The organism is Halomonas sp. McD50-4, from assembly GCF_022348135.1.
Taxonomy (GTDB): domain Bacteria; phylum Pseudomonadota; class Gammaproteobacteria; order Pseudomonadales; family Halomonadaceae; genus Vreelandella; species Vreelandella piezotolerans.
The window spans coordinates 190800-213573 of sequence record NZ_JAKRFG010000006.1 but is presented as its reverse complement, the minus strand read 5'-3'; the positions used below and the strand labels follow the sequence as shown (position 1 = coordinate 213573).

Genomic DNA, 22774 nt, shown 5'->3' with positions numbered 1-22774 from the left:
TTCTCCTAATGGATAACGCCCGCTAACTTCGAAACAGGCGGGAGTATTGGGTTTCGTGTAGAGCGCTGGCGAGCGCGACGCCTGGCAGAGCGGGGCCAAGCTCGTCATCGTCGAGTTGATGCGCTTGGTCGACCGCCGTCACCAGCTCTCCCCGTAACCGTTCGATGATGCGTTGCGCCGCCGTATGGCCCAGCGGTAATGCCTTACAGGCCACCGCAAGCTGGTTTTCCAGCCACGCCCAGCCAAACCCCAGCAGCGCTTGACGCACCGGAATGCCACGCTGGTAGGCCGCCCAGGCAAACAGCGTGACATAGCCTGCCTGAGGCGGCAGCAAGGGCGTGAGTGAGTCTTCACTAGGCAGCCGTTCATGTTGGGGTAACAGGTCGAGACTACCCAGCAGCCGCTTGAGCGAGGCGCCAAGGCGGCTATCTTCGGCGGCGAGTTCGGCGGTTTCACGGGTAGCGGCCAGCCAGTCATCCCATTCGGCAACGGCGGTGCCATCCTGCTGTTCGAAAGCGCGATGTAGCCGCTCGATCACGGGCAGCTCGCAGCGGCTCAAGCCATCGTCCAGCACGCCGGAGAGCCACTCGGCTAGGCTCTGCTCGTCACTCACCCAGCCCAGCTCAAAGGCGCTCTCCAGCCCTTGCGAGAAGGCAAAGGCACCGATGGGCAGCGCGGGGCTAACGAGCTGCATCAGCCCGAGCAGCGCGAGGTCGGATGGCGGCTCAGTGGGCATGGTGGTGGTGCACATGGTCGTGGTCGTGGTCGTGGTCGTGGGAATGAGCGTGGTGATGACTGTGCGAATGCCCACCACCCACTTGATTATAGGCGCCGGGTTCGGGGTCGAAGGTGGCGTTGTGGTGCTCGAGCGTCGCGCCTAGCAGCTCGGCCAGCTCTTCGAGGACGTGGTCGGGTGGAAAACGTACCCAGCCGCCCTGCTCGTCTTCACCCAGTGCCAGCTGCACATGGCGATTGCCGAGGTGGTACGCCAGCCGGGCCAGGGGTAAGCCAGTACTCACTCGCGCGGTCACTACAGGCTCGATCGCGGCGCACACGCGGACGACCTCCCCATTGTCGGCCTTCAGGCCATCGCCATCGCGCAATACCGGGCCGCGATCCAGAAACAACCCCAGCTCGCGGCCGCTATCGCTCTCGGCTTTCAAGCGGCCACGAATGCGCAGCTCGAAGGGCAGTGTCAGCGTGTCGCTGGCGGTGCTTTCGTCTATCGGCCCTAAGCGCTCAATTAATTTCAGCATGCTCTCATCCTTTCTCGATCCTTGAAGGCTGAGCCGGGGGTAGGCCGTAGAGAGGGTCTTTTGCCATGGATGGCAAAAGTAGCGTACAGGGACGTATTTACAGCGCCCTCTCGTAGGCCTACCCCCGGCGCCCCGGGCAACAACTCAATCAAAACAAGTGATACCGCTGCGCCAGCGGCAGTTCGTTGGCGGGCTCGCAGGTGAGCAGTTCGCCGTCGCAGCGCACTTCGTAAGTTTGCGGGTCGACGGTGAGCTCTGGGCAGGCGTCGTTGAGCTTCATGTCCTTTTTACGCACGCCGCGCACGTTCTTGCAGGCGGACAACGTGCTTTGTAGGCCAAGCCGCTCCTGGATGCCCGCATCGATGGCGGCCTGGCTGACGAAGTTGAGCCTTACCTGACTGGCCGCGCGGCCAAAGGTGCCGAACATGGGGCGGTAGTGCACCGGCTGCGGTGTAGGAATCGAGGCGTTGGGGTCGCCCATGGGTGCAGCCGCAATCATGCCGCCTTTCAAAATCAGCGATGGCTTCACGCCGAAGAACGCGGGCTTCCACAGCACCAAATCCGCCAGTTTACCTACCTCAATCGAGCCCACTTCATGGGCGATGCCGTGGGTAATCGCAGGGTTGATGGTGTACTTGGCAATGTAACGCTTGGCGCGCAGGTTATCGGCCCCCATCGCCTCGTCTTCCGGCAGCAGGCCGCGCTGCACCTTCATTTTGTGCGCCGTTTGCCAGGTGCGGCAGACGACTTCGCCCACCCGGCCCATGGCCTGGGAGTCGGAAGCGATCATCGAGATCACGCCCAGGTCGTGCAGGATATCCTCGGCGGCGATGGTTTCGCGACGAATACGTGAATCGGCAAAGGCCACGTCTTCGGGAATATTGGGGTCCAGGTGGTGGCACACCATGAGCATATCCAAGTGCTCGTCGATGGTGTTCACCGTGTAGGGACGTGTGGGGTTGGTGGAGGACGGAAGCACATACTCCTTGGAGCAGGCGGTGAGAATGTCCGGGGCGTGACCGCCGCCTGCGCCTTCGGTGTGGTAGGTGTGGATGCCGCGCTCTTTGAAGGCCGCCAGGGTGTCTTCCACGAAGCCGGATTCGTTGAGCGTATCGGTGTGGATGGCGATCTGCACGTCGTACTTTTCCGCCACGCTCAGGCAGTTATCGATAGAGGCCGGGGTAGTCCCCCAGTCTTCGTGGAGTTTGAGGCCCATGGCACCGGCTTCCAACTGCGCTTCGAGCCCCTCCGGCAGGCTAGCGTTGCCCTTGCCGAGCAGGCCGATGTTCATGGGCAGATCGTCCACTGCTTGCAGCATCTTGCCAATGTGCCACTCGCCGGGGGTGCAGGTGGTGGCGTTGGAGCCGGTGGCGGGGCCGGTGCCGCCGCCGAGCATGGTGGTGACGCCGCTCATCAGCGCTTCTTCCACCTGCTGGGGGCAGATGAAGTGGATATGCGCGTCGATGCCGCCTGCAGTGAGAATTTTGCCTTCGCCCGCGATCACTTCGGTGCCAGGCCCGATCACGATCTCAACATCGGGCTGGGTGTCGGGGTTGCCGGCTTTGCCGATGGCGGCGATGCGGCCGTTTTGCAGCCCCACATCGGCTTTGACGATGCCCCACCAGTCCAGAATCAGCGCGTTGGTGATCACGGTGTCCATCACCGAGGCATCCTGGCGCTGGCTTTGGCCCATGCCATCGCGGATCACCTTGCCGCCGCCGAACTTCACTTCTTCACCGTAGTGGGTGGCGTCTTTTTCGACTTGGATCCAGAGTTCGGTGTCGCCTAGGCGCACGCGGTCGCCTACCGTGGGGCCGTACATATCGGCGTAGGCTTGCCGACTGATCTTGTTTACCGATTTCATATTTGCCTCTGCCTCAAGCGTTGAGTCCAGTGCTGGGCGGTCATCGGCTGTGTGAACAGTCACCCAGCCGATGCCCGCCCTACCGACGGTTGTTCTTTATTAATCCGTTGGCTAATCGAGCGGCCCCATCACATCGCCACGGAAGCCGTAGATTTCCCGCTTGCCGACGAACGGTATCAGCGTGACGTCGCGGGTTTGGCCAGGTTCGAAGCGGATGGCGGTGCCGGCGGCGACGTCCAACCGGTAGCCACGGGTCTTGTCGCGGTCGAACACCAGCGCCGGGTTGGCCTCGGCAAAGTGGTAGTGGGACCCCAGCTGAATGGGGCGGTCGCCGGTGTTGGCCACCTCGACGGTGATGCGTTCTCGGCCCGCGCACAGCTCGATATCACCTTCTTGCAACTGATACTCACCGGGAATCATGGCGCTCTCCTAGCGGTGGACGGTTAATTGATTGGGGTGTGAACGGTGACCAGCTTGGTACCGTCGGGGAAGGTGGCCTCCACCTGCACTTCATCGACCATCTCCGCCACGCCCTCCATCACGTCGTCGCGGGTCAGGATCTCGCGGCCGTAACTCATCAAATCGGCCACGCTCTTGCCATCCCGTGCGCCTTCCATGATCTCGAAGCTGATCAGCGCCACGGCTTCGGGGTAGTTGAGTTTCAGGCCGCGCGATTTGCGGCGTTCGGCAAGCTGAGCCGCGGTAAACAGCATCAGCTTGTCTTTGTCTCGTGGGGTTAACTCCATAGGGCTGCTCTCCAGCAGTGCTCGAAAGATAGATTCAGGTTAGCCAAATACGCGGCGTGTGCGCCTTGCGCTCGATCCAACGGGGCCGCAGTAGGTGCCAGGCCTGCTCACACAGCGCCCAGGCCTCATTTCGGGATGCACCTAAATAGCGCAATAGCAGTACGCCATGGCGAACGGTCACCGCCCAGCGGGAGTTGCTCGGCAGCGCTTCACGCAATGCTTCAATAGCCGCAGCGGCATCGTCGATGCCCACCGCCCAGAGCGTGGCCTGCACCGTTGCGCCGCCTTGGCCCCAGCGGCCCACAAAGCGTGGGTGCCCGGGGTCGAGCGGCTGGCGTTCAAGCCACAGCGGTTTGCCATCCAGAGTCAAGCGAAAGTGCTGCTCGATGCGCCCGGAGACATAGGGCAGGTCGCTTGCCGGGCGGCCGAGGGCCATTACCTCCCAGCCTAAGCAGCGGGCTCGGCCCTGTAGCGCGATATGGGTGCGCTGAGTGCCCTTTGAGCCATCGAACGCGATGGTTTCCTGGGGCAGCCACTCCAAGGCGCCGCCCTCTTCGACCGTCAGCTCGGTGTTCTGGGTCCAAGCCACACCTTGGCTGTCAGCTTTGTAGAGCTTGTTGGCAGCGGGGGTGGTGAGCAGCGCGTGTGCGCCGCGCTCGACATGGGCACGAATGGTCAGCGCATCGCCGCTCACCAGCCCCCCGGGCGGGTGTAGTACGTATACGTGGCACGCCTCATGGCTGCCCTCTGGATAGAACGGGCGCTGCACCCGTAACGGTCCTTGGTGGCGCGCCTGCACTAGCCGGGTAACACCATCGCGATGGGCAAAGCGTAGCGCCAGCGAGGCGGCCCAGCGGCGCTCGGCATCGAAACGGTGGCCTGAATCGGCGGCGGGTGGGGCAAGTTCGCTCAGCATCATGGGGCGCTATCGCTTCCTTGTGGATACATCATTGCCTTACGAATGCAAAGAGTGCGCCAAAATGGTGAAAGCGTGGTATCGGCGCTGCGCAGCCACCCACATCGCGGTCTACCTCTACCGACATGCGTTTCATTACCGCTCTCAAGCACCAAAAAAGAGCACCGCCATCCGATATTGCACCAAATAGTCTCAATGACCGAAGGCGTCCTTCGCGGCAATACACCACAGCGTTCATATACGGCACTGAGTGCGCTGCTCACGCGTCAAGCTGTACAATTCTCTCTCTTTAAGCCGCTTACAAAGCATAGTGTGAGATGCGACCTTTCCGCTCGGCAAATTCCATGGGGTACCGTGTAGCGCTCTACTTGGCGTTCGCGGCGCTCTTTCTGGTATTTGCCGGGCCGCTCCTCTCGCAGTTTCAAGCGCAGGGCCACGCTACCGCGCATGCCCATGGCCAGCATGCCACGCATTCTACGACGTCGCCCGCCCCGTCGCCGCACGACCATGATCCGCTCCACCGCTGGTATCACCCCTGTGATTATTGCGGCTTATGGCAGCATACGCCGACCGCCCCTCAACACTTACCCGCCATTGGCAGCACGGCATTTCCATCGCGTACACCCCTGCCCTCGGTGTTCGCTTCGCGCGCTGCAGTGTCACGTCACTATCCCCACGCTCACTCCCGCGCCCCACCGTCGCCACGCCTCATTTAACGCACCGATCTTTCCCCTTTGCCACCCCATGACGGGCCACCCCATAACGGGTGTGGCTAACCACTTATTTTGCCCGTGACGTCGCTGGTACGCCCGGCGCGGCGCCACGGGCACTTGGAGCGTTGTATGACGATGCCGTCTTCCCAGGTGGCGCGCAAAGCGTCACTCGATCTGTATCGCGCCGTTTGGCGCTGGCACTTTTATGCAGGCCTGTTAGTCCTGCCTTTTTTGATTACTCTGTCGCTGACCGGAGCGCTTTACCTGTTCGATGACGAGCTGGATGGCCTCATCCACTCCGATCTCAAGCGCGTGGAGGCACAGCAGGACGTGCAGCTACCCGCAACGCTCGTGAGCGCCGCGCTGCAGGCGCACCCCGGCACGGCGGTGAAGTACACCTCCCCCACCACGCCGGAAAGCTCGGCTGAAATTACCGTCAATGCCCTTAGCGGAGAACGGTTGGCCGTCTATGTGAACCCGTACACTGCCGAGGTGCTGGGCTCGCTGGATGACCGGGGCACGGTGATGTGGACCGTGCGCTACCTGCATAGCTTTAAATTTTTCGGGCAAACGCCGCGCAAGCTGATCGAGATGGCCGCGGGCTGGTCGATCTTGCTGGTCGCCACGGGCATCTATCTGTGGTGGCCACGCAAAGGTAGCGGCGGCGTGGTGCGCGTGCGCGGCAAGCCCAAAAGCCGCGTATTCTGGCGCGACCTGCACGCGGTGCTGGGGCTCTTTGTCGGCGGGTTTATCGTCTTTCTGGCCATTACCGGCATGCCGTGGTCGGGGGTGTGGGGCGCGCAGGTGAATGAGTGGGCCAACGGCAATAACTTTGGCTACCCGTCCGGCGTGCGTGTTGAAGTGCCGATGTCCAACGCCTACCTGAGCGACCAGGGCAGCACGAGCTGGTCGCTGGAGCAGGCGCAAGTGCCGGAATCGACACCGCCCGCCGCGCCCACCCCGCGCATTGGGTTGAACAACGCCGTGGCGCAGCTGGAAGCGCTGGGCTTGCAGCAGGGCTACACGGTCAACCTACCTACCACGGCCGCCGGGGTGTACACCGGCTCGATTTATCCCGATGACTTGTCCCAGCAGCGCGTGGTCCACCTCGACCAGTACAGCGGCAAGCCGCTAATCGATATGCGCTACGCCGACTACGGCCCGCTCGGTCGCTGGCTGGAGTTTGGAATTAATGTACATTTGGGGCAGGAGTTTGGGCTGATCAATCAGCTCGTGCTGCTGGCGGTGTGTATCGCGATCATCGTGATGTGCGTGGCGGCCGGTGTGATGTGGTGGAAACGCCGTCCTTCGGGGGGCATGGGCGTGCCGCCCTTGCCCACTGATAAGCGCGTGTTTCGTGGGCTGATCGCCATGTTAGTGATAGGCGGCGTGCTGTTTCCGCTCGTTGGGGCGTCGCTGCTCGTGATGCTGATCATCGACTGGCTGATCGTGCGGCCATTGCAAGAGCGCCGCCCCGCTCGCCAAGGCTAGCGGGGCGGTAGACTGACGCGGCGGGCTGCTTAGTGCGCCGCGTGATTATGGCCATGACTATGACCACTTTCATGGTGGTGACCCTCTGGAGACTCCCCTACGGGCAGCACCCGAAGCTCGATCTCCATCGGCTCGGCGTGTTGGAACTCCAGCGTCACGGGGACGGGCTCACCCTCGACGATGGGTGAGTCCAGTTCCATCAACATCAAGTGCAAGCCGCCCGGCGCGAGCGTCACGCTCCCACCTGCCGGTAACTCGATGCCACCGGGCAGGGGGGCCATGCGCATCACATCGCCGTCCATCTCCATGATGTGAATCTCGACACGCTCGGTGACCGGACTGGTCGCTCCTATCAGCATGTCGTCGCCATCGCCGTGATTGGTAAGGGTGACGAAGCCACCGCCCGCCCCCGCTCCCGGCGGCGTGGCACGGGTCCAGGGTTGCTCCGCTTCGATAGCGGAGTGCCCTGCCATCGCCTCAGAGGAATCGCCACCGTGATGGGCCGCCAACAGCGGGGTACTCATCATCAACAGTGCTGTAAGTAGCGTAGCGCGCATCGACATGGTGTTCTCCGTAGATAAATGACCGAAACAAGGCAGACAGCGATATTACTCAGTGGCAGCGGCCACCACCACCCGGTCGCGCCCACTGCGTTTCGCTTGGTACAGCGCTTGGTCGGCACGCTGCATCGAGCGCTGGTAATCGGGGTGACCATCGTGCAGCGTGACACCGATACTCACCGTGACGTTCAGCAGCGTATCGGCAGCGGCCAACATCGGCTCTTTGGCCACGGCGTGGCGCAGCCGCTCGGCAAACAGGCGGCTACCGTCTTGGTCCGTATCCACTAGCACGATCAAAAACTCTTCACCGCCCATGCGGAACACGTAGTCACCGCCCCGGGTCGAGCGGTCGAGAATGCTGGCCACCTGCTGCAGCACATGGTCGCCCGCGTCATGGCCGTGGGTATCGTTGATCGCCTTGAAGTGATCGATATCCACCATGAGAAGCGCAAAACACTTTTCCGAGTGGCGCGCGATCTCTATTTCACGGTTCAGCACCACCGAGAGGAACTTGCGATTGAGCAAACGCGTCAGGCTATCGCGGCCTGCTTCGAGCCCCGAGGCGCGATCCAGAACGTCATCCAACAGCATCAAGATCGTGCGAGCCGCATCGCGAATGCTGCTCAACGCGGTCAGGCGACGCTGGCTGTCTGAGTCGCCTAGCTGGGCGAGCCACTCCTCGTCCACGCGGCGAACATGCCGTGAAATGGTGGTAATTTCCGGCGCGCCCTCAAAGGCGTGACACGCCTTGTGGTGATACCAAAGCCCAAACTCGGAACTGGCTAATCGGGGTAAAGCCGTCGTTGCCTGCTGCGCAGCGACGGCAAACATCAGTGCGTTTTCCCAATCGAGCAGCGCCGAACGCTGCCGCTCGCGCTCATCGCCGATGCTCTGGGTCAAAGAGAACAGCTTATAGGCTTCTTCGGTGCGGGTATTGCGATTGTTGGCCACGGAGTAGGCGTGGCTCATGATTTCCATCGCCATATCGATATGATCGGACACATACACCGCCGCCTCGCCGGAGGAGAGTTCCGCCCCCAGGGTAGCGTGAATGTGCGCATACAGCGCCTGCTTCAACTGTCGCGCGCCGTTGAGCACTAAATTCACGGGAATATCGATACGCGCATGCACTTGGCCAACCTTTTCCTGCTGCTCGACCAGCGATTCGAAATCCGCATGCTCGACGGCAAACATAGCACTGAGCCAGCGCTGCATGGAGGGGTGCAGCCGGTTTTTTACCTGCTCATTGGAGAGAAACAGCGACGCGTGGGGGTCTTCCAACATCACTTGATAAAAATGATCGGCAAAGATATCGCGGCGGGATTCCACCAGCGTCTCCACCGCCTGGCGAAGCGCCACCGGCGTGCGCTCCAGGAGTGCCTGCCACTCGGCAGCGAGCTGATGTTTGTCTTTATAACGCATACCCCACCCAACGATTGTTGTTGAAACTGGCCATGTTACACATAAAACGCAGCGCCAAAACCTACTCAGCGCAGGGTTTTAAGCAAAAAGCCCCCTCTTTTCTACATGAAACGAGAGGGCTATTAGAGTGTGCTCAGTAAACAGGAAAAGAAAGGTTAAAGGGGGTGTGGATAACTCAAACCGTCAAATGCTGCTTGATCAGCTCGTTGGAGAGTTCGCTGATCTCGCCTTTGGCCACCGGACGGCCGCGGTCCATGATGACGAAGCGATCGGCGTATTTGCGGGCAAAGGGCAGCTTTTGCTCGACCAGCAGCACCGTCAGGCCGTCCTCTTTGATCAGTTGGCGAATCACCTGGCCGATTTGGGCGACGATATTGGGCTGAATGCCCTCGCCGGGCTCGTCCAGAATCAGCAGCTTCGGTTCGATCACCAGCGCGCGGCCAATGGCAAGCTGCTGCTGTTGCCCGCCGGATAGGTCACCGCCACGGCGGTGCTTCATCTCCTTGAGCACTGGAAATAGCTCGTAGATGCGCTCGGGAATTTTCTTCAGCCCGTCGCCTCGGGCGGCCAAGCCGGTGCGCAGGTTCTCCTCCACCGTGAGCAGCGGGAATATCTGCCGCCCCTGTGGCACGAAGCCGATGCCCAGTCGCGAGCGCGCTTCCACGGCTTTTTTGGTGAGTTCGATCTCGCTGCCGTCGCCCTGGTAGCGCAGCTGGCCACTTTTCACCGCGACTTCGCCCATGATGGCTTTCATCAGGGTGGTTTTACCCACCCCGTTGCGGCCCATCACGCAGGTGCACTGCCCGGCGGGCACGTCTAGGTCTAAGTCCCACAAGGTGTGGCTCTCGCCGTAGAACTGGTTGAGCTTTTCAATGGCTAGCATCAGGCGCTCTCCTCTTCATCCGACCCTAGATACACCTCGACCACTTTAGGGTCGTTGGAGACCTGATCCATGCTGCCCTCGGCCAGCACGCTGCCCTGGTGCAGCACGGTCACCTTGCGCGCAATCGAGCGCACGAAGCCCATGTCGTGCTCTACCACCACCACCGACTGCTTGCCCGCCAAGCCGGTGAGCAGCTCGGCGGTGCGCTCCATCTCCTGCTCGGTCATGCCCGCCACCGGCTCATCCACCAACAGCAGACGCGGGCGCTGCATCAACAGCATGCCGATCTCCAGCCACTGTTTTTGGCCGTGGGAGAGGATCCCGGCGGGCTGAAAGCGCAGCTCGGTCAGGCCGATGGTTTCCAGCACGTCGTCGATGCGGTCTTTGATCTCCCCAGTCATGCGGGCGGTCAGCGTGGGGAAGATGCGCTTGTCAGCGGCCATCGCCAGCTCCAGGTTCTCGAACACGCTGAGCGCTTCGAACACCGTGGGCTTCTGGAACTTACGGCCAATGCCGAGGCTAGCAATGTCTGGCTCGTTCATTTGCAGCAGGTTGTGGCGGCTGCCGAACCACACGCTGCCCTCGGTAGGCCGCGTCTTGCCGGTGATGATATCCATCATGGTGGTTTTACCGGCCCCGTTGGGGCCGATGATGCAGCGCAGCTCGCCGTCGTCGATGGTCAAGTTCAAGTTGTTGATCGCCTTGAAGCCATCGAAGCTGACGGTGACGTCTTCCATATACAGAATCGGGCCGTGGCGCACGTCGACCGGCGAGGACTGGGTCGCCATGAAATCGAACACCCTATCCCGCGCTTTTAGCGATTGTAATAGGCTCATGCGGTGGCCTCCTTGGGTGGGTGATCCTCCTCTTTACGGCGCTTTAGGTGGCCTAACAGCCCCGCTACACCTTTCGGCAGCAGCACCGTGACCAGCACGAACAGCGCACCCAGGGCGAACAGCCAGGCGTCGGGCATGATGCCGGTGAAAATGGTTTTGGCGTAGTTGACCAAAATCGCGCCGATCACCGCGCCGTACAGCGTGGCCCGGCCACCCAACGCCACCCACAGCACGATTTCGATGGAGAACAGCGGCGAGAACTCGCTGGGGTTGATGATACCCACCTGCGGTACATAAAGCGCCCCGGCAAGGCCTGCCAGCATGGCCGAGACCACGAACACGAAGAGCTGGAAGCGCTCGACGCGATAGCCTATGAAACGCGTGCGCGCCTCGGCATCCCGCGTGGCCACACAGACCCGGCCCAGCTTGCTGGTGACGATGGCGCGGCAGAGGATATAGCCCAGCGCCAGCGCCACGCCGGTGGCAATGAATAGCCCCAAGCGGGTGGCGTCGCTACGCAGGTTGAAGCCCAGCAGCTCGCGGAAATCGGTCAGGCCGTTATTGCCGCCAAAGCCCATCTCGTTGCGGAAGAAGGCCAGCATCAGGGCAAAGGTGAGCGCCTGGGTGATGATCGAGAGATACACCCCCGTGACCCGCGATCGGAAGGCCAAAAAGCCGAACACCAGCGCCAGCATCCCCGGTGCCAGTAGCACCATGGCAAAGGCGAACCAGGCCATGTCGAAGCCGTGCCAGTACCAGGGCAGGCTGTCCCAGTTGAGGAACACCATGAAGTCCGGCAGGACCGGATGGCCGTAGGTGCCTCGGTCACCGATTTGGCGCATCAGATACATGCCCATGGCGTAGCCGCCAATGGCGAAAAACGCCCCGTGGCCCAGGCTCAAGATGCCCAAATAGCCCCACACCAAATCCACCGCCACCGCGAGCAGCGCGTAGCTCAGGTACTTACCGAACAGGTTGACGGTGTAAGCGTTCACATGCAGCGGATGCCCCTGGGGCACCGCCAAATGCAGCACGGTGACCAGCACCAGGGCGCTCAACAGGACGCCGAGGAAAAGTTGCGTGGCCCGCTCACCGAACGGGCGTGTCAGCCAGAATTGACTAGACGTCGATTGCATCGTCATCACTTAGCCCTCCGCAGCCCGGCCCTTCTGCGGGAAGAGTCCACGCGGGCGTTTTTGAATGAATAGAATGATGAACACCAGCACGATGATCTTGGCCAACACGGCACCGGCCCAGGGCTCCAGCACCTGATTGATCACGCCCAGCGAGAGCCCCGCCACCAGCGTGCCCCACAGGTTACCCACGCCGCCGAATACCACCACCATGAACGAATCGATGATGTAGTTCTGGCCGAGGTTGGGTCCCACGTTGGTGAGCTGGGAGAGCGCCACGCCCGCCAACCCCGCCACGCCCGAGCCCAGCGCAAACGTCATGATGTCCACGCGAGTGGCACGAATGCCCATGGAGCGTGCCATGGCGCGGTTCTGGGTGACGGCACGCACTTCGAGTCCTAGTCGGGTGCGGCGCATGATCAGCATCAGCGCGGCAAACACCACCAGCGCAAAGCCCAGCACGTACATACGGTTGAGGGTCAGCGAGAGCGCGTCGTTGATCACCAGCGAGCCGCTCATCCACTCCGGCGTCACCACGGTGCGGTTGAGCGGTGAAATGACCGTGCGCACCAGCTGCTGAAGAATCAAGCTGATACCGAAGGTGGCCAGCAAGGTTTCCAGCGGGCGGCCTTTGAGGAACTGAATCACACCCCGCTCGATGGCAATGCCTACCAGGGCGGCCACCATAAAGCCCGCCGGAATCGATAGAATCAGCGCCAGCCCCGGCTGGCCCGGCAGCAGCTGCTGCATCATCCAAGTGGTGTAAGCGCCCAGCATCATCAGCTCGCCGTGGGCCATGTTGATCACGCCCATAACGCCAAAGGTAATCGCCAGGCCAATGGCTGCCAGCACCAGCACCGAGCCCAGGCTCAAGCCGAAGTAGAGCGTCTCCAGGCCGCGGTTGATCTTGAGTTGCTGCTCAATGCCAGCCAGCGCCGCTGTTGCTGCATCGGCAACAACAGCGTCGTCGCTGTTCGCCGCACGGCCCAGCGCCACGCGAGCTCGCGGGTGTAGGCTGCCGGTGAGGGCTTCTACGCCTGCCATCTCACCCTGTTCCGCGCGGTATATCGCCACCGCTTGCGCCAAGCGTGTGCGCACGTACTCATCTTCTGCGTCGGCAATCACCGGTGCCAACGTCTCGGCAAGCTCGCCGTCCACTTCACCCAGCAGACGGTCGGCGGAGGTGCGGCGGCGCTCGACGTTGGGGGAGTAGAGATCCACCACGGCAATGGCGCTACGCAGCTGGTTACGCAGCGCATTGTTGATGCCGATGCGGTCCAAGTCGCGGCGAGACATGTCGCCCAGCGGCTCGTTGGTCAGCGCATCGGCCACCGGCCAGTCGCGGCCGCGATTATCCAGCACCAGCACGAAGCGGCCATCGTCGGTGCGCTGCAGGCGGCCATCCAGCAGCGCCTGCAGCCAGTCGCGGGCGCGCTCGTCGTCGCTTTGCAAAATGGCGGTAATGGCGTCGCCTTTATCGCGGTAGGAGTCCACATCCAGCGCTGTCAACAGCGCGAGGGCTGCTTGGTCATCGGGGGTCGAGGAGCTGCTTTGTGCCTGCGCCGTCAAGGCGGTGCCGAGTAGCATCAGACACAGTAGCCCCAAGGAAAGGAAACGCCTCATGGGGTTCTTCCTTTGGTGATCGAAGAGGGGAGATAGCGTGCTCCCCTACTGCACCGATAAACAGGCACAGTAGGGGCAAGGATTGCCCGGCGAGCGTTATTCGGCGAGCGCTGCTTCGGCTTCTTCTGCGGCGGTGCTACCCCCGCACGAGCCGTTCACAACGTTGAAGTTGCCGCACTCCATGGGCTTGCGCCAATCGGCGATCAGGTCGCGGGAGCCCGGTAGGTAGTCCGACCACGCATCACCGGCCACGGTAGAGGGCGTTTGCCAAACGATATCGAACTGCCCGTTATCCTGAACTTCACCAATCAGCACTGGTTTGGTGATGTGGTGGTTGGGCATCATCGCCGCATAGCCGCCGGAGAGGTTCGGCACGGTCACGCCGATAATCGCGTCTTTCACCGCGTCCACGTCGGTGGTACCCGCTTTACGCACCGCTTCGGCCCACATGTTGAAACCGATGTAGTGCGCTTCCATGGGGTCGTTGGTCACCGACATCTCGTCACCGGTATGCTCGATCCAGGCATCGATGAAGTCGTAGTTGGCGTCGGTATCCACGCTCATGAAGTAGTTCCAGGCGGCCAGGTGGCCCACCAACGGCGCGGTATCGATACCGGACAGTTCCTGCTCGCCCACCGAGAAGGCGATGACCGGAATGTCGGCGGCGTCGATACCCTGGTTAGCCAGCTCGCGGTAGAACGGCACGTTGGCGTCGCCGTTAATGGTAGAGATCACGGCGGTGGGCTTACCCTCTTCGCCAAAGCGGCGGATTTCGGAGACGATGTTCTGCCAATCCGAGTGGCCGAAGGGCGTGTAGTTGACCATGATGTCCTCTTCCGCCACACCGTGCTCATCTTTCAGGAAGGCTTCTAAGATGCGGTTGGTGGTGCGCGGGTAGACATAGTCGGTACCGATCAGCGCGAAGCGCTCGATGCCCACTTCGTTGATCAAATACTCCACGGCAGGAATGGCCTGCTGATTAGGGGCAGCCCCGGTGTAGAAGACGTTTTCCGACGACTCTTCGCCCTCGTACTGCACCGGGTAGAACAGCAGGCCGTTGAGCTCTTCGACCACAGGCAGCACCGCTTTACGGGAGACGGAGGTCCAGTTGCCGAAGATCACATCCACCTCTTCCTGGGCCAGCAGCTCACGGGCGCGTTCGGCAAACAGCGGCCAATTGGACGCAGGGTCGACCACCACGGCCTCTATCTGACGGCCCAACAGGCCACCGGCCTCGTTCTGCTGCTCGATGAGCATTTCCACGGTGTCTTTCAGGGTGGATTCACTGATGGCCATGGTGCCAGAGAGCGAGTGCAGAATACCGACTTTGATGGGGTCGTCATCTTGGGCGACCGCTTGGGCGCTCGCGCTTATAACGGCGGCGGTGATCAAGGCAGTAGCGAAACGGCTAAGGGTACGAGGGTGTGTCTTGCGCTGCAGTGTGGTCACTTGAACCTCCTTGCGCCCCTTATGGTTGGGGCTCGTGTTTGGGGTACCGCGGCCAAGCGTTGTCGTTATCGAGGCGACGGAGCACTTGGTGCGTCCACTCGTGGGTAGCGAGTTGCTGCTCGTTCTTCACACGTCGCTCTACACACTGCAAGGGGTGCGCCAATGTGGAACAAAGACCATGATTAAAAACACAATCAACCACTTAGCCGTATACAAAAAACATGCTCCAGGCCACTTAGCACCAAAATAGCGCAATACAGTAGCGCGCATGCACGGTTGTCATGCACCAACAAGATGCTTTGCACCACAGGCGGTGATATAGCATAAAAAAAAGCGTCCTCGCAGACGCGAGGACGCTTTAGGGTTCCGCCATAGCGGGTCAGTTAGCAGCGGTGGCCGCTTTGTTGCGCCGCTTTTTGAGCAGCGGCAGCCCCAGCGACAGCACCGCAATCACCAGTAGCGCCAGCGAGATGGGCTTGTCGATGAAGGTGGTCCAGTCACCGCCGGAGATCTGCAGCGCCCGGCGCATGGACTCTTCCATGATGTTGCCGAGGATCAGCGCCAGAATCAGCGGCGCGGTGGGGAAGCCAAACAGACGCATACCCAAGCCCAACAGGCCAAAGCCCAGTAGCAGCAGCAGATCGAACACGCTGAAGCTCATGCCGTAAACGCCGATCATGCAGAAGATCAGGATCATCGACAGCAGCAGCGGGCGCGGCAGGTCGAGGATTTTGGCGATCAGCGGAATCAGCGGCAGGTTGAGTACCAGCAGGAAGATGTTGCCGATGTACATACTGGCAATCACGCCCCAGAACACGTCTGGGCGCTGCTCCAGCATCATCGGGCCAGGCGTGACGCCCATCACCAGCAGCGCGCCCAACAGCACCGCCGTCGTGCCGGACCCCGGCACCCCCAGCGTCAGCAGCGGTACGAACGAGCCGGTACACGCGGCGTTGTTGGCCGCTTCCGGCGCGGCCACGCCTTTGATGTTGCCTTGACCAAAGGTGTCGCCATCTTTCGCCAGGCGCTTCTCCATGCTATAGCCCAGGAAGGAGCCAATGGTGGCGCCCGCCCCCGGCAATACGCCGGTAAAGAAGCCCAGTACGGAGCTGCGGCTGATGGGGCCAGCGATCTTCTTCACTTCGCCACGGCTCAGCTTCAGCGAGCCGATCACGTTGCGTGGCACTTCTTTACCACCGCCGCCGCGTAGCAGCATGTAGAACACTTCCGCCAGGGCGAAGATACCCAGCGCCACGACCAGGAAGTCGATCCCGTCGAGCAGCTGGATCGAGTCGAAGGTAAAGCGCTCGGTGCCGGTTTGCGTGTCGATCCCGACGATCGAAATCATCACGCCGACGACCGCCGCAATCAGGCCTTTGACCAGCGACTTGTCCGACAGTGATACGACCGCCGTCAAGCCCAGCACCATCAGGGCGAAGTACTCAGCCGGGCCAAAGCTCACCGCCACTTTGGAAAGCAGCGGGGCCACCAGCATCAAAAAGATCACCGACACCGTGCCGCCGATGAAGGAGGCGTAAGCGGCAATGGCCAGCGCCTTACCCGCCATGCCCTGCTTGGCCATCGGGTAGCCATCGAAGGAGGTAGCCACCGTGCCCGCCACGCCCGGGGCGTTGAGTAGGATGGAGGAGGTCGAGCCGCCGAAGATGGCGCCGTAGTAGACCCCGGCCATCAGAATCAACCCGGAGGAGGGCTCCATGGCAAAGGTAATCGGAATCATCAGGGCCAGCGCGCTGATCGGCCCTAGGCCGGGCAGCATGCCGATGATGGTACCGGCAAACACACCGGCAAATACGTAGGCGATATTGATGGGCTCTAGCGCGATGCCAAAGCCGTACATCAGATTGTTCAAGGCATCCATGGGAGTGTCTCTCGTTAAAGCCTGCTAAGCGTGCGCTTGCACACCTGCTTAGAACGGCAGTAAGCCGGTGGGCAGATAAACATCCATTACCCGCGTCATGGTCAGGTAAAGGGCCAGTACCACGCCCAGCGACGCCGCCAGGTTGACGCCATGGCGTCGATAGCCGTAATAGGCGGTCAACCCCACGCTCAGCAGCGTGGAGGCCAGCACGAAACCCAGCGGCACCAGCAAGAAGGCATAGGCGGCAATGGCCAGTGCCGTCACGATGACGCGTGCCCAGGGAGTGAATAGGAGCGGACCTCGGGTGGCCTCATGGTCGATCTCATCGGCCCCAGCGATGGCACTCGGCTTCTCGAAAAACAGTAGCGCAGCCAGAATCAGCAGCGACACACCCAGCACTTTGGGGAAGAGGTCCGAATCCACTGGGCGCGGCAGAGGGAACGTCGGAATTTGCCAGGCCATGGCCAAGTAAACAGCCGCCACTAGCGCCAGCACGAGCGCTAGCCACTGGTTGATATTCAATCGAGTCATTGGGATTTCTCCGAAGACACCAGCGCTGACGCGCTGGCTCTCGCGGTAACAGATAGACGCATCCGGCGGCGCTTGGCCGCCGGCGTATCGCTAACGGGTGTTGGCGCTTATTGGCGCAGCAGGCCCAGGTCGGTCAGCACGCTGCTGAACTGCTCTTGCTGCTCATCCAGAAAGGCGCCGAACTCTTCGCTATTCTGGTACGCATCGATCCAGCCCAGCTGGTCGCTGGCTTCGCGCCATGCGTCGGTTTCGAGCATGTCAGCAAACAGCGTTTCGTAATATTCGACCGCCTCTTCCGGCATTTCTGGCGCGCCCATCACACCGCGCCAAATGTCGAAGGTGTAGTCGTAGCCCTGCTCTTGGTAGGTGGGCACGTCGGCCAAGCCGCCGCCCAGACGCTCTTCGGAGGAGACGCCCAGCGCACGCAGTTGGCTGCCTTCGCCTAACTGACCCACCGCTTCACCGGCACCGCCGATCACCGCTTCGATGTGGCCGCCCATCAGGTTGGTCATGGCATCGCCACCGCCGGAGAACGGAATGTAGTTCACTGCAGACGCTTCCATTCCCGCTGCCGAGGCCAGGCCCGCCATTGAAATGTGATCCATGGAGCCAGGCGCACTGCCGCCGCCTACGCTCAGGCCGGGGTTGGCTTTGAGTGCTTCGAACAGGTCATCGAGGGTTTGGTACTCGGAGTCCGCCGCCACCAGGATGATGGAGTAATCGGTATTGATTCGCGCGATCGGCGTAAAGTCGGTGTGGTCATAGCGGGAAGCGCCTGCCAGCGGCACCAGAATCATCGGCGGGCTGGTGGCAAACAGTTTATGCGGGTTGCCGCTATCACGGGCGACCTGGGCCCACGCCACTGCGCCGCCGCCGCCGGGTACGTTGATGGCCGCGAAGCTTTCGTCTGCCAGAGACTCCTGCTGAATCACGCGGGACATGGTGCGTACCAGCGTATCCCAACCGCCGCCGGGGTTGGCGGGGGCGATGAATTCGATGGACTTGCTCGGCGTCCACTCCTGCGCTTGGGCAGCGGTCGTCATGGCCAGGGCCGCCATCGGCAGGGCCAGCACGGCGATGCGCTTCAAGGAAAGCGTAGTCATTGGCGTTCTCCACGTTTTTGTTCAGGCGTTATTGTTCAAACGGTGTTTTGGTGGGCGCGGTTTGTTGTGTGCGCCGAACGAACCAAAAGCACGGCTAACCAGCAGCGCTTGGCACTCGATGATTAGCTTTGTGTGGTTACGCCCTGAACGTTAGAAGAGTGCCACCCTCCTCGACAAGCTTATGGCCATTAACGACAAACTGTTCTTTTTGTGCGTTTTGTTCATTTTGTTCACGCTGTGCTGCTCATAGCGTTTCCAGCCATCCTTTGGCGGCGCTCAATAGCCGATAGCGCCGCTCGGGACGGCCTACATCGCCATAGCCCAGCTCGGCACTGACGGCCTGCTCGGCGACCAAAAACTCCAAATAGCGACGCGCCGTCGAGCGGCTCGCCCCCATGGTGCGCGCCACCTGCATGGCCGTGAGCGAATCGGACTCGCAGGCCAGCGCGTCTACGACCCGACGCAGCGTCAAGCGGTCGATACCTTTGGGCAGCGTTCGGCTTGCCGTGCGCGTGGGCTCGCTGGGCGTCATCCGGGACAGCACGTGATCCAGTTCGTCCTGGCTCATTTCCGCGCGATTGGCCAGCGCCTCACGCTCACGGCGAAAGCGGGCCAGCATCTGGTTCATGCGGGTCGCTTCGATGGGTTTGATCAGGTAGTCGAACACGCCGCCACGCAGCGCTTCGCTGATGGTTTCCACCTCTTTGGCGGCGGTGACCATGACGATGTCCACATGAACATGATCCCGTCGGATAGCCCAGAGTAGTTCGAGCCCCTCCACGTCGGGCAAGTAGGCATCGAGCAAAATGAGCTGAATATCGGCGGCGTGCTGTGCCATTAGCGCCTTGGCTTCGCTGCCGTTGCGCGCCATGCCGACCACGTAAAACCCTTCGCTCTGCTCGATGAAGGCGCGATGGATATCGGCAATGCGAAAATCGTCTTCGACGACCAAAATGCCGTATTGCGTCGTAGACATGCGGTGTCCTCTTATTATCGTCGTGTGCTCGTCATGAAGTCAGGGAAGAGTTGGCGGAGTCTGCGCATAGCGCGCGATCCAGCACGGCGATGAAGCACGCCCCCCCCAGCTCACTCTCCTCCAGCGTCACCGCACCGCCATGCTGACGGCAAAGCCTGGCCACCAGGGCGAGACCAATACCCCGGTGTTTGCCGGTCTTGGTGGAGAACCCGTCGACGAAGATCGACTCGGCATGCTCGGCGGGCACGCCGGGTCCGTTATCTTCCACTTCGATGAGCAACTGCTCGCCAAGATCGGTAAAGAATAGCCGCACCTGGGGCTGGTCACCGTGCGGCCCGTTGAGGGCGGCGTGGCAGGCGTTATCCAACAGATTGCCGACCACGCTCATCATCACTTCCTGGCCCGTTGGGGTCAGCGGACAGGAGAGCGAACTCTGCTCGTCGATCTCCAGCGCAACGCCCAGCTCGCGGGCACGGGTGAGCTTGCCCAGCAGTGTACCGCTCAGTACGGCATCCGCCACGTGGCGCATTAAAAAGCTCATTTGCGCCTGGGCACGCTCGGTTTCCTGGTGAATTAGCGCCAGCGCCTCCTCGATGCGCTGAAGCTGCAGCAGTCCCGAAATGGTGTAGAGCTTATTGGAAAACTCATGGGCCTGGGCGCGTAGCATGTCCACATCGCGGCTCGCCTGGGTCAACGCTTGAGAGAGGTCGATGATCTCCCGACGGCTGCGAAAGGTAGCGACGGCCCCCTCTATTTCGCCTTCATGCACAATCGGCACGCGGTTGACCACCACCGGATGATCGCCGAGCCACATCTCCTGGTCGAACTCCTGCTCACCGCGCTTCAAGACTTCCAGTAGCCGCGAGTTGGGCACCACCTCCCGAATGGGCTGGCCTAACAGCACATGCTCGTCGGGCAGCGCCAAAAAGCGCCGTGCCTGCTGATTGACCAGGGTGATATGGCCCTCTCGATTCACCGCAAGAATACCTTCGTGAATCGACTGCAGAATGGCCTCTTTCTCCATGGCCAAGCGAGCGATTTCATAGGGTTCCAAGCCTAAAATGATCTTCTTCAAATGCTGTGAAAGCCAATAAGCACCCGCGAAGCCCAACACGATCATGAGCGCCACGAGGGCCCAGCCCAGACTGGTGTAGCGGGCAACGTCCATATCGACCCGTTCGAGCATGAAGCCCACCGATACCACGCCGATGATATTGCCCTCTTCGTCCCATACCGGTGTCTTGCCACGCATGGCCGTGCCGAGCGTGCCGGTCGCTTCCGAGACATAGGACTGGCCATAGATCAGCGCCTGCTCGTTATCGCCGCCTACCATGGGCTGGCCGATCCGTTCGGGAACGGGATGGGAGTAGCGGATAGACTGGGCATTGCCCACCACCACATAGCGCGCGCCGGTCTCATGGCGCACGCGCTCGGCGAGCGGCTGAATGATGGCAGAGGGGTCAGACGTCGCAAACGCGTTGACGATCTGCGGCATCCCGGCCACGGTCTTGGCCACCGCCAGCGCCCGCTCGCCCATTTGATGGGTGATGATCTCGGCTTTGCGGTGGTTGAGATACGTGCCCTGGGCCAGCAACATCCCCGCCAGCAGCAGCCCCACCAGCATCATGACTTGCAGGCGAAAACTGCGTTTGTACCAGCGGCGCTTGGCACGAGTGCGGCGCCAGCGCTGTAATTCGGCCAGTGTTCGGGGGCGAGGAGCAGTCATAACGGAACTCATGGTGCGCGACCGCGTCATTATGGCACGCAGCGCCTAATGGCCGTTAGTCGTTGCGCTGCTGCCTCACTGTGCTTATATAGCAGCCTCTTAACGACTCTACGCTCAAGGAGGAGTGTCGTGCGACACCTATTTTGCTCCCTGATGTTTGGCACCACGCTCCTGTGGACAACCGGGGCCATAGCTTTCCGTTCTACGCTCCGCCACCGCCCAAAGAGGACTCGCCGGTGTTCAGCGGCGACGCCGAGCTCGGCTTTACCCACCTGTCGGGCAACACCGATAGCCAAACACTGATCGGCAAATCGCGTCTGACCTGGCTGACCGGTCAGTTGACCCATTCGCTGCGAGGGGAAGTGCGTAACGTCAGCAAGGATGGCGAAACCAGCGCGGAGCAATATCTGCTCGCAGGGCGTGAACGCTACGACTTTAGCGGGCCGCACTACCTGTTTGGCTTTGCCCGCTGGGAGAAGGACCGTTTTGCCGGTTACGACCAGCAGCTCTCGGTGATTGGCGGCTATGGGCGACAGCTATTGGAGAGTAAGCGCCATACGCTATCGCTAGAAGCAGGGCCCGGCTATCGCAACGACCGCCTGCGAGATACGGATAACGAGCAGCTCGCCGTCGCCTATACCGCGCTGGATTACCGCTACCGATTCTCTGAATTCGCCGATCTCGCCCAGGAGATGTCGGTGGAGTACACCGAAGCCAACACCACCGCTCGCTCGCTGACCTCTCTCACTGCCCGGCTGAATGCCAAGCTGTCGCTGCGACTCTCTTACGAAGTGAAGCACAACTCTCAACCGCCCGAAGACGCCAGCGAGCGCACCGATACCACCACCAGCGCCTCGCTGCTATATAGCTGGTAAACAGCAGTGGCTGCTAGCGGTTCTGCCCTCGGTGAGCCCAACCGGTCATGCGCTTTTCCAACAGCGCGAACAGCTCGTACATCACCATCGCCATGGCGCTGATCACCAGCAATCCGGCGAACACCAAGCCCATGCGCATCTGTGAGCCAGCGCTCATCATCAAGTAGCCAATGCCTTGGTTAGACGCCACGGTTTCCGACACCACCGTGCCCACAAACGCCAGGGTGATGGCGATTTTTAGCGAAGCAAAAAAGTACGGTAGCGAGCGCGGCAGGCCCACCTTGAGCAGCACGTCGATACGCCGCGCACCCAATACGCGCAACACGTCCTCCATTTCCGGCTCCAGCGTCGCCAGCCCCGTCGCCACGTTCACCACGATGGGAAAGAAGCAGATCAAAAACGCGGTGAGGATGGCGGGCACGGAACCGATCCCAAACCAAACCACCAGAATGGGCACGAACGCGACTTTTGGGATGGCGTTGAAACCCACCAAGAGCGGGTAGCAGGCGTTATAGAGAAAGCGTGACGATCCCACGATGAAACCCAGCACCAGCCCCACCACGACCCCCAACCCAAAACCAATCAGCGTGGTCCAAAAGGTTTGCCAGGAGTGCATGGCAATCGGCCCGGAATACGTCATCAGCGCATGCAGGGTGTCCAGCGCACTGGGAAAAATGAAGCTCGGTACGTTGAAGAGCCGTACGGAGGCTTCCCAGACGGCCACGAGAACGGCCACAGCGATCCAGGGCGCGAGCCGTTCAATCAGCTTGCTGTTATGGGTCATGTTCATAT

General features: G+C 61.3%; 22 protein-coding genes. 3 read left to right on the top strand and 19 right to left on the bottom strand.

The features are described from left to right. Nucleotides 1-22 precede the first annotated feature (22 nt). The 6 genes from MHM85_RS09885 to MHM85_RS09860 form a co-directional block, all read right to left on the bottom strand. Nucleotides 23-736 (bottom strand): urease accessory protein UreF, encoded by a 714-nt coding sequence (locus tag MHM85_RS09885; RefSeq protein WP_139526238.1) that lies wholly within the window; start codon nt 734-736, stop codon nt 23-25. Further along, nucleotides 726-1256 (bottom strand): urease accessory protein UreE, encoded by a 531-nt coding sequence (gene ureE, locus MHM85_RS09880; protein ID WP_139525956.1) that lies wholly within the window; start codon nt 1254-1256, stop codon nt 726-728. The genes MHM85_RS09885 and ureE overlap by 11 nt, the downstream gene beginning before the upstream one ends. 148 nt (nt 1257-1404) lie before the next feature. After that, on the bottom strand, nt 1405-3120 hold the full coding sequence (gene ureC / locus MHM85_RS09875) for an urease subunit alpha (RefSeq protein WP_139525957.1): 1716 nt from the start codon (nt 3118-3120) through the stop codon (nt 1405-1407). Between the two features lie 111 nt (nt 3121-3231). After that, the gene (locus MHM85_RS09870; protein ID WP_139525958.1) at nt 3232-3540 is read right to left on the bottom strand and encodes an urease subunit beta; all 309 of its coding nucleotides are present in this window, start codon (nt 3538-3540) and stop codon (nt 3232-3234) included. A 23-nt stretch (nt 3541-3563) separates the two neighbouring features. Beyond that, nucleotides 3564-3866, bottom strand: a complete 303-nt coding sequence (gene ureA, locus MHM85_RS09865) for an urease subunit gamma (RefSeq protein ID WP_139525959.1) — start codon at nt 3864-3866, stop codon at nt 3564-3566. Nucleotides 3867-3900: 34 nt separating this feature from the next. After that, nucleotides 3901-4785 (bottom strand): urease accessory protein UreD, encoded by an 885-nt coding sequence (locus MHM85_RS09860; RefSeq protein ID WP_139525960.1) that lies wholly within the window; start codon nt 4783-4785, stop codon nt 3901-3903. A 341-nt stretch (nt 4786-5126) separates the two neighbouring features. Here MHM85_RS09860 and MHM85_RS09855 point away from each other — a divergent pair, with 341 nt between their 5' ends. After that, nucleotides 5127-5498, top strand: a complete 372-nt coding sequence (locus MHM85_RS09855) for a DUF2946 family protein (protein ID WP_176558217.1) — start codon at nt 5127-5129, stop codon at nt 5496-5498. A 126-nt stretch (nt 5499-5624) separates the two neighbouring features. Further along, nucleotides 5625-6986, top strand: coding sequence for a PepSY domain-containing protein (locus MHM85_RS09850; protein WP_139525962.1), 1362 nt, complete (start codon nt 5625-5627; stop codon nt 6984-6986). A 29-nt stretch (nt 6987-7015) separates the two neighbouring features. On the opposite strand, the gene MHM85_RS09845 is transcribed toward MHM85_RS09850, so the two are convergent. From MHM85_RS09845 to MHM85_RS09790, 12 genes are all read right to left on the bottom strand, one after another. After that, complete coding sequence (locus MHM85_RS09845; protein WP_139525963.1) at nt 7016-7549, bottom strand: copper chaperone PCu(A)C; 534 nt, start codon at nt 7547-7549, stop codon at nt 7016-7018. 45 nt (nt 7550-7594) lie between these two features. Next, entirely contained in the window at nt 7595-8968 is a 1374-nt protein-coding gene (locus tag MHM85_RS09840) for a diguanylate cyclase (RefSeq protein WP_139525964.1), read from the bottom strand. A 175-nt stretch (nt 8969-9143) separates the two neighbouring features. After that, nucleotides 9144-9851 carry an urea ABC transporter ATP-binding subunit UrtE gene (gene urtE, locus MHM85_RS09835; protein ID WP_139525965.1) on the bottom strand — a complete coding sequence of 236 codons (708 nt, stop codon included), beginning with the start codon at nt 9849-9851 and terminating at the stop codon, nt 9144-9146. Further along, complete coding sequence (gene urtD / locus MHM85_RS09830; RefSeq protein ID WP_139525966.1) at nt 9851-10687, bottom strand: urea ABC transporter ATP-binding protein UrtD; 837 nt, start codon at nt 10685-10687, stop codon at nt 9851-9853. Before urtD ends, urtE begins: the two co-directional genes overlap by 1 nt. Then, entirely contained in the window at nt 10684-11829 is a 1146-nt protein-coding gene (gene urtC, locus MHM85_RS09825) for an urea ABC transporter permease subunit UrtC (protein WP_139526239.1), read from the bottom strand. The genes urtD and urtC overlap by 4 nt, the downstream gene beginning before the upstream one ends. A 3-nt stretch (nt 11830-11832) precedes the next feature. Next, complete coding sequence (gene urtB / locus MHM85_RS09820; RefSeq protein WP_139525967.1) at nt 11833-13443, bottom strand: urea ABC transporter permease subunit UrtB; 1611 nt, start codon at nt 13441-13443, stop codon at nt 11833-11835. A 96-nt stretch (nt 13444-13539) separates the two neighbouring features. Next, nucleotides 13540-14892: an urea ABC transporter substrate-binding protein gene (urtA, locus tag MHM85_RS09815; RefSeq protein WP_139525968.1), complete on the bottom strand. Its 1353-nt coding sequence runs from the start codon at nt 14890-14892 to the stop codon at nt 13540-13542. A 379-nt stretch (nt 14893-15271) separates the two neighbouring features. After that, nucleotides 15272-16771 (bottom strand): tripartite tricarboxylate transporter permease, encoded by a 1500-nt coding sequence (locus MHM85_RS09810; protein ID WP_139525969.1) that lies wholly within the window; start codon nt 16769-16771, stop codon nt 15272-15274. 48 nt (nt 16772-16819) lie between these two features. Then, nucleotides 16820-17302 (bottom strand): tripartite tricarboxylate transporter TctB family protein, encoded by a 483-nt coding sequence (locus tag MHM85_RS09805; RefSeq protein ID WP_139525970.1) that lies wholly within the window; start codon nt 17300-17302, stop codon nt 16820-16822. Nucleotides 17303-17409: 107 nt separating this feature from the next. Continuing rightward, nucleotides 17410-18405 carry a tripartite tricarboxylate transporter substrate binding protein gene (locus MHM85_RS09800; RefSeq protein ID WP_139525971.1) on the bottom strand — a complete coding sequence of 332 codons (996 nt, stop codon included), beginning with the start codon at nt 18403-18405 and terminating at the stop codon, nt 17410-17412. A 244-nt stretch (nt 18406-18649) separates the two neighbouring features. Then, a complete protein-coding gene (locus MHM85_RS09795; protein WP_139525972.1) occupies nt 18650-19381 on the bottom strand; it encodes a response regulator in 732 nt (243 codons plus the stop codon). Between the two features lie 31 nt (nt 19382-19412). Then, the gene (locus tag MHM85_RS09790; RefSeq protein WP_139525973.1) at nt 19413-21107 is read right to left on the bottom strand and encodes a sensor histidine kinase; all 1695 of its coding nucleotides are present in this window, start codon (nt 21105-21107) and stop codon (nt 19413-19415) included. Nucleotides 21108-21343: 236 nt separating this feature from the next. Here MHM85_RS09790 and MHM85_RS09785 point away from each other — a divergent pair, with 236 nt between their 5' ends. Next, nucleotides 21344-21982 (top strand): DUF481 domain-containing protein, encoded by a 639-nt coding sequence (locus MHM85_RS09785; protein WP_343218332.1) that lies wholly within the window; start codon nt 21344-21346, stop codon nt 21980-21982. A 13-nt stretch (nt 21983-21995) separates the two neighbouring features. On the opposite strand, the gene MHM85_RS09780 is transcribed toward MHM85_RS09785, so the two are convergent. Continuing rightward, nucleotides 21996-22766: an ABC transporter permease gene (locus MHM85_RS09780; protein WP_239285800.1), complete on the bottom strand. Its 771-nt coding sequence runs from the start codon at nt 22764-22766 to the stop codon at nt 21996-21998. Nucleotides 22767-22774 lie beyond the last annotated feature (8 nt).

Coding starts and splice junctions, on each gene's coding strand:
- MHM85_RS09885 (WP_139526238.1), bottom strand. CDS start 736: ATGCCCACTGAGCCGCCATCCGACCTCGCGCTGCTCGGGCTGATGCAG.
- ureE (WP_139525956.1), bottom strand. CDS start 1,256: ATGCTGAAATTAATTGAGCGCTTAGGGCCGATAGACGAAAGCACCGCC.
- ureC (WP_139525957.1), bottom strand. CDS start 3,120: ATGAAATCGGTAAACAAGATCAGTCGGCAAGCCTACGCCGATATGTAC.
- MHM85_RS09870 (WP_139525958.1), bottom strand. CDS start 3,540: ATGATTCCCGGTGAGTATCAGTTGCAAGAAGGTGATATCGAGCTGTGC.
- ureA (WP_139525959.1), bottom strand. CDS start 3,866: ATGGAGTTAACCCCACGAGACAAAGACAAGCTGATGCTGTTTACCGCG.
- MHM85_RS09860 (WP_139525960.1), bottom strand. CDS start 4,785: ATGATGCTGAGCGAACTTGCCCCACCCGCCGCCGATTCAGGCCACCGT.
- MHM85_RS09855 (WP_176558217.1), top strand. CDS start 5,127: ATGGGGTACCGTGTAGCGCTCTACTTGGCGTTCGCGGCGCTCTTTCTG.
- MHM85_RS09850 (WP_139525962.1), top strand. CDS start 5,625: ATGACGATGCCGTCTTCCCAGGTGGCGCGCAAAGCGTCACTCGATCTG.
- MHM85_RS09845 (WP_139525963.1), bottom strand. CDS start 7,549: ATGTCGATGCGCGCTACGCTACTTACAGCACTGTTGATGATGAGTACC.
- MHM85_RS09840 (WP_139525964.1), bottom strand. CDS start 8,968: ATGCGTTATAAAGACAAACATCAGCTCGCTGCCGAGTGGCAGGCACTC.
- urtE (WP_139525965.1), bottom strand. CDS start 9,851: ATGCTAGCCATTGAAAAGCTCAACCAGTTCTACGGCGAGAGCCACACC.
- urtD (WP_139525966.1), bottom strand. CDS start 10,687: ATGAGCCTATTACAATCGCTAAAAGCGCGGGATAGGGTGTTCGATTTC.
- urtC (WP_139526239.1), bottom strand. CDS start 11,829: ATGACGATGCAATCGACGTCTAGTCAATTCTGGCTGACACGCCCGTTC.
- urtB (WP_139525967.1), bottom strand. CDS start 13,443: ATGAGGCGTTTCCTTTCCTTGGGGCTACTGTGTCTGATGCTACTCGGC.
- MHM85_RS09810 (WP_139525969.1), bottom strand. CDS start 16,771: ATGGATGCCTTGAACAATCTGATGTACGGCTTTGGCATCGCGCTAGAG.
- MHM85_RS09805 (WP_139525970.1), bottom strand. CDS start 17,302: ATGACTCGATTGAATATCAACCAGTGGCTAGCGCTCGTGCTGGCGCTA.
- MHM85_RS09800 (WP_139525971.1), bottom strand. CDS start 18,405: ATGACTACGCTTTCCTTGAAGCGCATCGCCGTGCTGGCCCTGCCGATG.
- MHM85_RS09795 (WP_139525972.1), bottom strand. CDS start 19,381: ATGTCTACGACGCAATACGGCATTTTGGTCGTCGAAGACGATTTTCGC.
- MHM85_RS09790 (WP_139525973.1), bottom strand. CDS start 21,107: ATGACTGCTCCTCGCCCCCGAACACTGGCCGAATTACAGCGCTGGCGC.
- MHM85_RS09780 (WP_239285800.1), bottom strand. CDS start 22,766: ATGACCCATAACAGCAAGCTGATTGAACGGCTCGCGCCCTGGATCGCT.